Below are 13,040 nucleotides of genomic sequence, written 5' to 3' on the forward strand. Positions count from 1 at the left end.
TATTTAAAAATGGCTCCGGAGATTAAATCTCTAGAGCCATTTTTCACTTCATATAAAACAGACCGCCATTAATAATTTCTATTCCCACGCGAGCTGCATACTGTTCCTCAAGAGCCTTTTTTTCCATCTCATAGCATTCAGGCTTGTCCTCCACACCGTCATAGAAATACTCCAGAACTTCCAGACTCCTCCGTAAACGTTCCTTTGCCTCTTCAGCCCAAGTATGATCGTCATTAGCAATTACTCCATCAATGATTGCATCCAGACGCTCTAAGCCACGTAAAGGCTTTATAATATAAGGCAGGTTAAAAACATTGTCAGGCATAGCCACATCGAAGCTAATCTCTTTTATCGATTCGTGGAAATCCTCTCGAACAATTCCTGTCATTAGGTTTATCCCTAGAGAATAGAACGTTTCCTTCGTTTGATCACTATAATAGGTCACCTTGTAGTTTACCCCAAGCCATGGAGTAAAGATCACTTGCGTATCACTTTTAACTTTTTCGTACATATGGACGAAGGAGCCAAGGTCTTGGACCGCCTTGAACATTTGACTAAGCCTGTTGGAGCCAAAGTGAATAACCTCTCCCTTGACGTCTTCCTTTAGCTTTGTTTTATCTGTGATAAAGGTAAGCTGCATCGGACTTGGCTCAGTGCCAGTTGCTTCTACATACTGCCAATAATACGGACGGTTCATCAGCTTTTTATCCATCTCTTCTGTTAATTGGACAACAACGTAATGGTCATTTTCGCTTAGAATAGGACAATTATTTTCTTTAAAAAATTGAAGTAAAAAGTCGTGAACTTGTTTTGGGTACATGCATACCCTCCTTCCCTACCCTGTTTGTACTATATTGTTTTTTTATAGGTCGTTAATATATCGTCCAGTTCACCGACTACTTTTTCAAATACATCGATTTTCGTGTACAGCAGATCTAGAATATGCTGCTCAATAGTGTCCTGAATAGCTAAATTATAAATATGGACATCATGCTCCTGCCCTAACCTATGGACACGCCCTATTCGTTGCTCCAGCTTCATTGGGTTCCATGGAAGATCATAATTGATTACATGGTGACAAAACTGAAGGTTAATCCCTTCTCCACCCGATTCAGTAGCTATTAATACCTGTGCCTGTTCCTTGAACAAGTGCTTCATCCAATCACGTTTGTTCTTATTGAACTTCCCGTTGAATAAAACGCTCGAAATTCCTTTTGTACTTAAATACCATTGCAGATAAATTTGGCTTGCACGATATTCGGTAAAAATAATGACCTTGTCATCTGCCTCAGCAATAATCTCATAAGCCTTCTCCGCCTTCGAGTTTACCTCTAGAGACATGAGCTTTTCCATCAAGCTTTGTACATAAGTAACTTCTTCTTGATTCGTACACTTTTCAACCATGTTGTTAAGCGTCAAACAAGTTGCTTCCTTGCTGCTACACATTTCCTTTTGAAGTGTTATCATAGAAAAAGCACCAGAAAAGACGGAGGAAACATTTTTTAAATCGGAAATCATTTCATAGACTTCCTTTTCCTCTTTCGTAAATTCGATTGGAATGATTTTCACCTGACGAGTTGTCCACTCAATCCCTGTATCCTGCCTTCTATTTCTTACCATTACCTGATTGACGAGCTCTCTTAAATACTCATCATGCTCTAAGCTATGCTTACTTGCAGAAAACGACTCCTGAAATGTCTCGTAATTACCCAAATGACCTGGCTTCAATAAAGAAACAAGATAAAATAACTCAAATACATCATTTTGAACAGGCGTAGCTGTTAACAACAAGCAGAATTTCTTTTTCAACCCCTGGACGAATTCATATATTTTCGTTTTATGGTTTTTCAGCTTATGTGCCTCATCAATGATGATCATGTCATAATTTTGAGCATATATAAGCTCTTTATGCGGACTTTTTTTAGCTGTATCCATGCTCATGATGACAATGTCATTGTGGTCAAGGGAATAACTCTTTTTGTATGGAATGGCAGGTATATGAAATTTAAAATTCATCTCCTCTACCCATTGATTAATCAAGGAAGCAGGGGCAAGTATCAAAGCTTTTTTTACTAGTCCTCGCACCATATACTCTTTTAATATCAAGCCTGCTTCAATCGTTTTACCAAGACCTACCTCATCCGCTAAGATTGCCTTTCCATTCATCCGCTCGATCACTGTTCGAGCAACCTCTAATTGATGGTTTAATGCTTGAAGATTTGGTAAATACTTTGGAGACTGAAGTCCCGTAAACTCTGTAATCAAATTATTTTTTACTATGTCATAACTCATATTATAAAGATTCCAATTATCCCATGGCTCTTCATTTTCTAATCTTTTTGTAAAGCCTTCCTTCCAGGAAGACGATCTTTCAATCAACATAAAAAAACACCTCACAGCAAATCATTTTTCTTAGATTGCCCAAATGTGAGGTGTGTATGATTTTTTTGAAGAATATTACTATAAAAAGAATTTTCCAATGAACCTTTAAAGTATACAAGTCTTCGTAATTCCTCATAAATGTGTAGTGGGACCGTCCGATTATTTGTGTTGACCAACCGATTATTGAACGGAACCGACCGATTATTATTAGATTTAATCATTTGCTCGATATTAATGGAATGTTAAAATGACTTTTCGTAAAGATTACCACCTGGACTTTACATCTTCTAATTGCTAGGTGTAGAAGAATGTGTCATTTGAGAGGAACACAACCAAAGATAGGTTAAAATGTCTTCTATCAGAAAAAAGAGGTTGCATATTTTTTTTAGACATGGTATATTATATCTTGTCTTGTTGCTTTAGAAGTAACATTTTACGGAGGAATACCCAAGTTCGGCTGAAGGGATCGGTCTTGAAAACCGACAGGCGGGTCATACCGCGCGGGGGTTCGAATCCCTCTTCCTCCTCCATTTTTTATATTATTTCTCTAAAGTATGTAGTATAATATAAGAATAGTTGATTTAAATTTCAACAATTATATTGTCGCGGGGTGGAGCAAATCGTCAAACGAAGATGACGATTAACACCGATGCAGGCGCAGCCGAAGCAGGTGTCTTACTTTCTTTGGAGCGTAGTTGATTTAAATTTCAACAATTATATTGTCGCGGGGTGGAGCAGTTCGGTAGCTCGTCGGGCTCATAACCCGAAGGTCACAGGTTCAAATCCTGTCCCCGCAACCAAATGGTCCCGTGGTGTAGCGGTTAACATGCCTGCCTGTCACGCAGGAGATCGCCGGTTCGATCCCGGTCGGGACCGCCATTTTTTTGTAAGCAAGCAGTTCCTATGCAACTAAGTGATATAACAAACATAATTTGTGTTATACTTAACTGACTATGAGACACTAAGCTTGATTTACTTAATGAGATTTAGGCTCAGTAGCTCAGTCGGTAGAGCAAAGGACTGAAAATCCTTGTGTCGGCGGTTCGATTCCGTCCTGAGCCACCATTTATATTAATATGCGGGTGTAGTTTAGTGGTAAAACCTCAGCCTTCCAAGCTGATGATGAGAGTTCGATTCTCTTCACCCGCTTCATATGAAAAAGACCTATTGATGCAAAGATCAATAGGTCTTTTTTTGCGCTTTTTTATTCTCTATTCATCCTAGGAATAAAAAGACCAGATTGGGATAAGATAGTAGAAGAATATGATGAGAGGCGGTAATGACTATGACTACAGAATGGTTTGACAGAGTAACAGAGGAACTACAGGATCATTTGAATTCGATCTGCGAGCAATATGACCAAGTCGGCCATATGAATATTAATCGTGCCTCTAAGCATCCTAGAATCGAATTTTTTGTTACTAGTACGGATGAGGAAGAACGAGACTATTTTTGCACTATACTTTTTGACCCTTACAATGAAGAATTTTATGTGGAAAGCTTTGACGTTCAGTTGAACCAGCCAACCAGAATAATGTTAGATGATATTACGGATATAATAGAAGCAGTTCATGAAAGCTTCCACGAGTTTCTGGAAGACGATAGTGATATTGAATGGATCTACATGGATGAGGAAGATGGACTTGACGATTACGTTATCGATGATGAGGATGATGACGATGACGATGATGACGAAATTATGCTAGAGGAAATTGATGTAGAATGGGAAACTCCTGAAATCACTGCATTTTTAATAGATGATAAAATGGAAGTAACATATCAATTCGGAATAGACAGTGCCAATGGTGATGGTGTTCTTCGCAGAAGAAACCGCAGCTGGACTGATACTGAACAAGAGCTAGTGGACGAGAGTACTTTTACATTTACTAAGGATGAGGCAAGTACTATTATAGCTATGATTGCCAGTCATATGGATAAAATGGTCGGATACGATGATATTATAGATATCTAAATTTTATATACATCTTCAATTGGAGCAATCTCTCATTGAAGATGTATTTTTTTTATAACGTCAGGATACGTCTGCATCCCTGCTGATTTTGATTACTTTGTTTATAAGGAAACAGAATGAGTCTTTAAAAAAAGAAGAGCTAAACTCTTACAACTGTTCTAGTAAGAGTTTAGCTTTTCTTTCTGTATTTTGTTAATTTACCATCTGCATAATTTTTCCCGTTTTAATCGACTCCAGGCAGGCCTCCATTACACGCATGTTTCCAATACTAAATTCGCCTGTCACCTCGGGATTTGTATTCGTTAAAATAGCATTGGAGAAATGTTCGACCTCTATTCGATAAAGATCACCAGGAATATTTTCTTCACTTGTCATGTCATCTTGTTGAATCATTATTTTACCTAAGCCGCCGTTTTGGTCAGGACGAAATGCATACAGCACTTTAATCGTTCCTTTAGAACCCACTATTTCATATTCATTTCTCCCAGCCATGTCAAAGCTACAATTAAACGTAGCATGAATACCATTGTCTAGCTGTAAAGTACCGAATGCACTTATGTCAACGTTAGTTTCCTTATCTAGATCTGCCATACAATGCACCCTAACAGGTTCTGCTCCGGTCATATATCGAATGGCATGGATGCAATAACAACCTACATCGAATAGACTACCCCCACCCATCTCTGGATTCATTCTAAACTCGTTTTGTCTATTTTCCATATAGAACGAGTGGCTGGCAGTTACCAGTTTGATCTCTCCTATAACACCGGAAGAGATGAGTTCTTTCACACGATTATGCTGAGGATGTAGCTGATACATGAAAGCCTCCATGAATTTAACATTTTGTTCCTTACAGACTTCAATAATCTCGATTGCTTCTTGGGACGTAAGTGAAATTGGCTTTTCACAAAGTACGTGCTTTCCTGCCTTAGCTGCTTTAATCACCCATTCCTTATGTAAATGATTAGGTAAGGGAATATAGATTGCATCAATAGTTGGATTGGCGAGAAGGTCTTCATAGCTTTCATAAGCGATATTAATTTCTAATTCCTTTGCAACCTCATGTACTTTACTTCCTCTACTTGCAATAGCCACTAACTCTGCATTTCCAGCTCTTTGGATTGCCGGGATAAGCTGTTTCCTTGCAATTCTCGCCGTGCTTAAAACACCCCATCGAATCTTTTTTTCCAATAGACACGCCTCCTTTAAAACTATCTCTCATGCTTCATTCGGCAAAATCTGAAGGTTTTCCTTCTACCGTAAAATATACTTTTAGAAAGCTCTCCCCCTAAAATATTTTTCTGTTAAAATGAGTATAGTTGTTTATCAAATAGAACTGGAACGGTGAAGAAAACTTGAAAACTTTTAAAAAGATGTATATAGAAATTACAAGTGTCTGTAATCTTGCTTGTAGTTTTTGTCCACCCACTGCTCGTAAGGCTAACATTATTAAATTAGATGCATTTAATAATATCCTTGACCAAATAAAGGACCATACGAGATATATTTACCTGCATGTAAAAGGAGAGCCACTACTCCACGCTCGTATCGATCAGCTTCTAGATGCTGCTCATGCAAAGGGATTTAAGGTTAATATCACTACTAACGGAACGTTAATCAAAAAGAATAGAGAAAAATTATTAGGTAAACCAGCACTTCGTCAAATCAACTTCTCTCTTCACAGCTTTGATGGTCATGAAGGATCTGAGAATCGTGAAAAGTACTTAGGAGATATTCTTGAATTTGTACGTGATTCGAGAGAGCATAATACAATTATTTCTTACCGCTTATGGAACCTCCAGCAAGACCAGGTGTCAGACCTAGTACAGCGGAGAAATAGAGAAACATTGGAAATTTTAGAGAATGAATATAACCTAGACTTCAGAATTGAAGAAAAGGTACAACCAGGTAAAGGGATTAAAATCGCTCCAAATGTCTTCTTAAACCAAGATCACGAATTCCAGTGGCCAAGTCTACAGGCTCCAGAGGACGACGGGAAAGGTTTCTGCCATGCTCTTCGAAGTCAAGCTGCTATCCTGGTAGACGGAACTGTAGTGCCCTGCTGTTTAGACGGTGAAGGAGTCATAAACCTAGGTAATATCAACAAAACCCCCTTCTCTGAAATAATTGAAGGTGAACGAGCAAATGCTCTTTACGATGGTTTCACTAGAAGAGAAGCTGTTGAGGAAATGTGTAGAAAATGTGGGTATAGACAGCGGTTTGGGGTCTGATTTAAAAAAAGATATTGGAAAAACTCACTGTAAAAAATGCTCTTAAGATTTATACTTACTCGCTTAATACCTTATCTTATCTAGATAGAGCGCACTTTGGGTAATTAGCAGTCACTTAAAAAAGATGAACTACTTGAAAAGATTTTTGTCCAAACGTATACTAAAAGTAACAACTGCGTACATTAAAAAAGACTGATTGATGTTAGTGCATCAACCAGTCCATTATAATAGTTGGTCCCAAAGGGGATTGGCTTCAATTAGGATTAACCCATCTGAGCTCTCAACTCAAGGATGGGTTATTTTTTATGGTTAAACGACAATATTACAACGACCAATGTCGCAAATGCTACTGCAAACATCAATGCTTCGAATACTGACAAGGCACCACCCCCTCTCTACCGGGAGTGAACCAACCACCCTTGAGCTACCACACTATTATCTCTCTATTATACCACACATACGTTCTGTTTTGGTTTTATAAAAAAGGCAATAGAGACAGGATAAGAAAAGATTCTCCTCTTACCTTTTGTCACTTTTACCTTTACTTTTTTATATTTTAACAAATCATCCAGACAAACTACTCACTAATATAAATCATATAGCTACTGCTAGAGATCTTGGCAAGGTAAATATCCGGATCCTCGTTAATAGAATAGATTTCCGTCCCAGGCGCTAATGCATTGGAGGAAAGGTTATTGCTTGGTACAATATCTCGACCGACATTTTCTTGTACCTCCCCAACCTTCTCTCCAATAGTGAATTCACTACCTGTTGTTTCTCTCACTTCCGTGAATCTATTACCATTTGCTATTAGGATGGAAGGGCTATCCGCATGAACTTGTATTATTTCACTTTGTACGGTCATTTGGTCATACTCTGTACAGCCAGTAATGATTGGTAAAATACAGCATATCAATAAAACTACCCATGATTTTCGCATTTAAACACCTCTCGCTTAGCTACAAATTACAGCATTGTAAAATCTCTGTGTACAGAAGTATAACCAACTTCCTCATTTATATAATTAACTCAACCCATCCTTATTTTTCCATCACAATTGAATCTCTAATTTCTAAAATCCGCCATCCTCACCTGGGAAATCTACTGTATCAAATACTTTGTTCGTATCCTCGTCCTTTACATCAATCTTTACTTCATACGTTTCATAATCTTCCCCATTAAAATAATGGTAATATAATGTTCTTAATAAAAGCCCTAAAAGTGCATAGCCCTGGGCATTGCCGTCTGCTTCATAAAGCTCTCGGTTTACAGTAGCGGTGTAGTCATTGTATTCCTTGTTATATTCAATATCCTTTATCGAGCTAATATCTTCATTCGCTTCTATCTCTTCTACAAACGATTTCAGGTTGCTCTTTAAATCTGCACTGATTTCCATCTGTGTTCCTCTAGTCATCTCATATTCAACTAGTCGATCTTCCTTATTTATTGTAGTTTTGCTTATCCCAAGTTTGTCCGCCTGTTCAAGTACCTGTTCCTCACTTACGCCATCATAAAAACGAAAAGGAATTGTTACCTGGACCATTTCATCTTTTGATTTTTCATCTTTTGATTTTCCTTCCTTTTTATCAGTCTCATTACTACAGGCTGATAAAAACAAAACAAAAATCATAAGAACTACAGTTAACTTTCTCAATTTAAAATTCCTCCTAATTACATCTATTACTTACTACCCTATTCTACTTAAAAATAACAAAGAGTACCATTTTAGGTGTAAATTCATTACGATTGAACCTAATTCATAATTCCTGTTTTTATAGGTAAACCTAAATAAATCTATTAAAGCAAAATTGATTTTGCTCCATCAAATAAGAATCACTCGTTGCTAACACACTAGACTGTGAAATGATTTTTAATTGGGAGATTGCTAATTGATTTATTAGAACGCAAATAATGCATCAGGAGCAAAAAATTTCTCCTGATGCATTATTTATCGCATATACCTTATCCTGGATTGATTCAGTTATGAACCATTAGATATAGGTTAATATCATAAAACATTTTTATTTGCACTTGATACCAGATATGCTGGCATTGGTTCGTGCAATTTCCATATAATACTCACAGGCTTACTACCCTCGTGCTTAACATAATCTGCTGTTCCAAGAAAGATAAAGGGAGAGGTATACGCTCCTTCGTTCCTATATTCTCTTACAAAGATAGAGATCTTATTATTCGTTTTGCGATGATTAAATAGCCTTCTCGCTGTTGGACTTGTATCGGAAGTTCTACTTTGAGATTGCCAATGGAATAATTGTTCATTAATCGCATAGTCATCGTATAAAGTAGAAGGAGAGAAATCTTTATCAGATTTATTTAAAGTAACGAAAAAAACATCCGTTCTTTCTTCCTCAAAATACTTAACCCCTTCTCTAAAAGCAGGTTTTTGTTTTTCATTATAGTACCCAAATGCAGCTAAGATTTGGTCTATCGTATAATGTGCGTGCACTCTTAGAGGAGACACAAAATTGAACGGAGATTTTTTTTCAAGTAACCTTAAGTTTTCAAAACAAACCTCGATTACTTGGAGAATCTCATCTTTTAATGCTTGATTTGTTAATAATTCTCGAAGCCCTGCCTTTATGGAAGAAAAGCCTAAATCCTTAGGAGTCTTAGAGAAAAATGAATAATACAACATTGCTTCCATTCTTCGTTCTTCCTCTGTATTAACCTCAAACTTTTCAATATATTTTTTGTAGAAATTTATCAGATCTAAGGAATCTAAATGAAATAATTTATGAATTTTTTTCATCAAAAGATCCTCATATTCTGCTACATATTCTTTTATGACCCCTGCCTCTACCTTCATCCTTTCAAAGCTACGGTTTTTTTGTGACCCATAAACATCTGCTAATGATAGATGATAGAACTGTATAAAATTATTTAAAGTTAACAGCATTCCCGAATCCGCTTCAAAATGCTTAATTTTTGCAATAAGATTTTGTTTATTAATTCGGGCAGCCTTTATATTTCTTAATATATAATCTTTTGCTTGTTTCTCCATTTGGATAACAGAACCCTTAGGTAGATGGAAAAACCCATTTTCAATGTAATGATGAATAGAATGTTTTGTTTTTCCTACCAACGCTCGGAATTTTTCTTCAAAAGGATAATCTTTATGGGCTTGTCCAACAAAATCAAGTACAGTTAAACATTCTTTACCATCCGCGAGTCTTAATCCTCGACCAAGTTGCTGTAAAAAGACAGTTAGACTTTCTGTTGGACGTAAAAACAATACTGTGTTGATTTCAGGAATATCTATTCCTTCATTATACAAATCCACAACAAAGATAAAATTTATCTCTCCACTTACTAATTTTCTTTGTGCTGTAATTCGTTCCTCAGGTGACGATTTACCATGCAATGAAATAGAAGGTATATTTTTTTGATTAAAATAGGATGACATATATTTTGCATGGTCTACTGAAACGCAAAAACCTAACCCTTTTACTTCTTTTAGTGAGGTAACATACTTTTTTATACTTTGTATAACTAGATCACTTCTACGATGATTTGCAGTATAAATATTTGTTAGCTCTCCTATGTCATATCCTTTTCTTGACCATTTAATATTAGTTAGGTCAACGTTATCAGTTACACAGAAGTAATGGAATGGACTTAATAATTTTCTATTTATTGCTTCTGTCAACCTCATCTCAGCAGCAATTCGATCATTAAAATAACTTAAAATACTTTCATTATCCATTCGTTCAGGTGTAGCTGTTAAACCAAGTAAAATTGTTGGTTGATAAAAGTCTAATAATGCTCTGTACGAGGGTGCTGTTGCATGATGAAATTCGTCAACAATAATATAATCGTAAAAATCAAAAGTAGTATTTTCACTCATCTTTTTGCTATTCCAGCTTTGAATACTCATAAATACTTGATTAAAAGATTTAGGCTCATGCTTCCCAACAAACATTTCACCAAAGTTGGCATCCTTCAAAATCGTTCGGAAAGTCATCAGACTTTGTTTTAATATTTCTTCTCTATGTGCTATAAATAATAACTTTGCGTTAGGTTTTTGTTTTAGAAATCGTTTAAAATCAAAAGCAGAAATTACTGTTTTTCCGACTCCTGTCGCAGCCACTACGAGATTTTTCATCTGCCCGTGAATAACTCTTTCCACTTCCAACTCATCTAATATTTCTTTTTGATAATGATACGGTTGGATATCAAAATAATACTGTTCGGTTTCCTCGGCGACAGTCTCTTTTGACAATGAGTACTGTACCATTTCCCAATTTTCGTATTCCTCAGGTAAAAGAGATTTAAATTCCTCATCGTTCCAATAACTTTCAAAGGTTGCCTCAAACTTTCTTAGAACATCAAAGGAATCCCTTTCAGTAATCTTTAAATTCCATTCTAACCCTGAAGTTAATGCTGGATTAGATAAGTTGGAAGAACCAATGTAAGCTGTACTAAAGCCTGTATTGCGTTTAAATAAATATGCCTTTGCATGAAGTCTAGTTCGTTGTTTATCTAATGATACTCTTATTTCTGTATTAGGTAGTTTACTAAGCTCCACAAGTGCTTTATAGTCTGTTGCTTCCATATAGGAAGTAGTAATAATTCTTAGCTTCCCACCACGTTCTATAGTAAAGTCTCGAAGTTCATTTAATATGATCCTGAGTCCTGACCACTTAATAAAAGAAACCAGCCATTCAATTTCATCAGAGGAAGCAATCTCTTTTTTTAATTCTTCTAACATATTAGGTTCATATTGAGAGCCCGTGAATAGAGAGCTTTGAGAAATTGAAGTGATTGGTCGAGTTGGCTTCTCTTTACGAACTGCCCGTATACTGTTTAGCTTTTTATATACGGAAGTAAGTATTTCTCCTCTTTCATCTAGCTGTAGGTTCACAAAATCCTCGTCGTGTAATTTTGAACTTAACAGTTGAATAATTTGATTACAAGTTTGAATTTGCAACAAAAGTGCTTCTTCATCTTCTTTTACCTCTTCCCGAATATATGAGAGAGCTTTCTTAGTAACCTCTGAAATGTAAGCAGCAAAGTAGGTTTTTGCCTCTTCAAAATCCATCTTCTCTAGGTCAATTGTATACATTTCAGGAGTAAGCTTCTCTAGCTCTGCATAAATATTTTTGTTTATAGGTAGGTCGTAAATACCTTCTTTCAAAGAAACACCTCCATAGAACCTAATCTTATTATTTATTATACTTTACCTCTTTTTTACTCTAATACTTTAGACTTCCTATCACTTTAGCACATACCGACATTTAGGAAAATTAGAACAACCTTTAAAATCACCATATTTCCCTTTTCTCGTGATAAGATGGCCACTACAACGAGGACAAATTTCAGTATTTAAGTTAATTTGGTTTGCTACTAGTTTGGTTTTTATTTCTTGGACATGGATCTTTCTCGTTTCCTTGCCTTGTATATTCTCGTTTATTAACAACTTTGCAATTTGTCTCACACGATAAGGAAGAATTACTTTCTGTTCATAGGATTTTATCGTTTTAAATAAGTCAGATATGTATAACACTCGTACGTGGTCAGAAGTTATTTCTATATTTTTAAAAGTAGCTTCGTTGCTAAATGCTATTAATGAATAGTAAGGTCCTTCGTACATTTCTTTTATTAAAGCTTGAATAGCAGTAAGATGAGCAAAGTTTTGCATTACTGGATTGAGAAAATTATAGTTCTTCTTATAAATTACCTGCTTCCAATACTTTTGTCTTTCCTTACCAAATATCCACCCTTTATAATTTTTAGTCTCGATCACGAATATACCTACTGTTGAGACAACTACATGATCTATTTGTGTTGTTCCTTCTTCATAGGGAAGCAAGAGGTCATGGAGCACTACATATTCCTCTTCATCTAGACCCATTAATTTACGCTTTACTTGCCACTCACCTATAGACCCTTTTACTGTTGGTTTTTTTAGAATTACTAAAAAAAATATAAATAGTACTAAAATTATTATACCCATTTACTTCTATCCACCCACCTTTAATAGACAATATTTTTACTTTAAATGAAAATTATTCCATATACAAGCAAAAAAACAGATACCTAACAAACGGCATCTGTCTTACTCCCTAACTTGCTAATAAGAAAAGTTATCCTTTATTTCCACCCATAAAAATCTAAAAATTTATCCGGTATTCTTAATTCTAGCTGTTGCTCCAATTCCTTTAAGAAGATATTCATATCTGCTTCATCAAACCATTTCTGACTGTTTTCTAAACTCACATTAGATTTCCCGTAGTTAATAGCACATCCAAAACTGCCTCTATCATAACCTAAAGTAATAATGAAGTATTTATATGCTTGGAAGTCTATCGAGAACATTTCTTGTGGTGTATCTGTTAAGTTGTAAATTGAAAAATTATCTACTCGGTCTCCAAAGTATTCTTTCAATGCTTTAGTGAAGCTTTTTGCTGTGTCTTTTGCATTTTCTTTCTTCAGTC

Annotated in this window: 10 protein-coding genes and 5 tRNA genes; 7 read left to right on the forward strand and 8 right to left on the reverse strand. The window is 35.9% G+C overall.

Going from position 1 to position 13,040, the window contains the following annotated elements:
• Positions 1-43: 43 nt before the first annotated feature.
• Complete coding sequence (locus HF876_RS10765; protein WP_169360063.1) at positions 44-820, reverse strand: YqhG family protein; 777 nt, start codon at positions 818-820, stop codon at positions 44-46.
• Positions 821-849: 29 nt separating this feature from the next.
• Complete coding sequence (locus tag HF876_RS10770; RefSeq protein WP_169360064.1) at positions 850-2,382, reverse strand: DEAD/DEAH box helicase; 1,533 nt, start codon at positions 2,380-2,382, stop codon at positions 850-852.
• A gap of 437 nt (positions 2,383-2,819) precedes the next feature.
• Here HF876_RS10770 and HF876_RS10775 point away from each other — a divergent pair.
• From HF876_RS10775 to HF876_RS10800, 6 genes are all read left to right on the forward strand, one after another.
• Positions 2,820-2,912, forward strand: a tRNA-Ser gene (locus HF876_RS10775).
• Between the two features lie 193 nt (positions 2,913-3,105).
• Positions 3,106-3,182: transfer RNA gene (locus HF876_RS10780), tRNA-Met, on the forward strand.
• Positions 3,183-3,185: 3 nt separating this feature from the next.
• A tRNA-Asp gene (locus HF876_RS10785) sits at positions 3,186-3,261 on the forward strand.
• Between the two features lie 110 nt (positions 3,262-3,371).
• Positions 3,372-3,447: transfer RNA gene (locus tag HF876_RS10790), tRNA-Phe, on the forward strand.
• Positions 3,448-3,460: 13 nt separating this feature from the next.
• Positions 3,461-3,531 (forward strand) — tRNA-Gly (locus tag HF876_RS10795).
• Between the two features lie 136 nt (positions 3,532-3,667).
• Complete coding sequence (locus tag HF876_RS10800) at positions 3,668-4,354, forward strand: hypothetical protein (RefSeq protein ID WP_169360065.1); 687 nt, start codon at positions 3,668-3,670, stop codon at positions 4,352-4,354.
• 192 nt (positions 4,355-4,546) lie between these two features.
• Here HF876_RS10800 and HF876_RS10805 read toward each other — a convergent pair whose 3' ends face one another.
• Positions 4,547-5,545, reverse strand: coding sequence for a Gfo/Idh/MocA family protein (locus tag HF876_RS10805; protein WP_169360066.1), 999 nt, complete (start codon positions 5,543-5,545; stop codon positions 4,547-4,549).
• Positions 5,546-5,709: 164 nt separating this feature from the next.
• Between HF876_RS10805 and HF876_RS10810 the strand changes: the two genes are divergently transcribed.
• Entirely contained in the window at positions 5,710-6,585 is an 876-nt protein-coding gene (locus HF876_RS10810; RefSeq protein WP_169360067.1) for a radical SAM/SPASM domain-containing protein, read from the forward strand.
• Between the two features lie 577 nt (positions 6,586-7,162).
• Here HF876_RS10810 and HF876_RS10815 read toward each other — a convergent pair.
• The 5 genes from HF876_RS10815 to HF876_RS10835 all read right to left on the reverse strand — a co-directional run bounded on the left by HF876_RS10815 (position 7,163) and on the right by HF876_RS10835 (position 12,990).
• Entirely contained in the window at positions 7,163-7,525 is a 363-nt protein-coding gene (locus tag HF876_RS10815; protein WP_169360068.1) for a hypothetical protein, read from the reverse strand.
• A 132-nt stretch (positions 7,526-7,657) separates the two neighbouring features.
• Complete coding sequence (locus HF876_RS10820) at positions 7,658-8,239, reverse strand: hypothetical protein (RefSeq protein ID WP_169360069.1); 582 nt, start codon at positions 8,237-8,239, stop codon at positions 7,658-7,660.
• 354 nt (positions 8,240-8,593) lie between these two features.
• Entirely contained in the window at positions 8,594-11,740 is a 3,147-nt protein-coding gene (locus HF876_RS10825) for a DEAD/DEAH box helicase (RefSeq protein ID WP_240949731.1), read from the reverse strand.
• Positions 11,741-11,818: 78 nt separating this feature from the next.
• Positions 11,819-12,559 (reverse strand): NERD domain-containing protein, encoded by a 741-nt coding sequence (locus HF876_RS10830; RefSeq protein WP_169360070.1) that lies wholly within the window; start codon positions 12,557-12,559, stop codon positions 11,819-11,821.
• Between the two features lie 137 nt (positions 12,560-12,696).
• Positions 12,697-12,990 (reverse strand): hypothetical protein, encoded by a 294-nt coding sequence (locus HF876_RS10835; protein WP_240949732.1) that lies wholly within the window; start codon positions 12,988-12,990, stop codon positions 12,697-12,699.
• Between the last annotated feature and the right edge of the window lie 50 nt (positions 12,991-13,040).

The organism is Psychrobacillus sp. BL-248-WT-3, from assembly GCF_012843435.1.
Classification (GTDB): domain Bacteria; phylum Bacillota; class Bacilli; order Bacillales_A; family Planococcaceae; genus Psychrobacillus.

Bases quoted from the DNA above. Each gene is read 5' to 3' on its own strand.
- HF876_RS10765 (WP_169360063.1), bottom strand. From the start codon at position 820: ATGTACCCAAAACAAGTTCACGACTTTTTACTTCAATTTTTTAAAGAA.
- HF876_RS10770 (WP_169360064.1), bottom strand. From the start codon at position 2,382: ATGTTGATTGAAAGATCGTCTTCCTGGAAGGAAGGCTTTACAAAAAGA.
- HF876_RS10800 (WP_169360065.1), top strand. From the start codon at position 3,668: ATGACTACAGAATGGTTTGACAGAGTAACAGAGGAACTACAGGATCAT.
- HF876_RS10815 (WP_169360068.1), bottom strand. From the start codon at position 7,525: ATGCGAAAATCATGGGTAGTTTTATTGATATGCTGTATTTTACCAATC.
- HF876_RS10830 (WP_169360070.1), bottom strand. From the start codon at position 12,559: ATGGGTATAATAATTTTAGTACTATTTATATTTTTTTTAGTAATTCTA.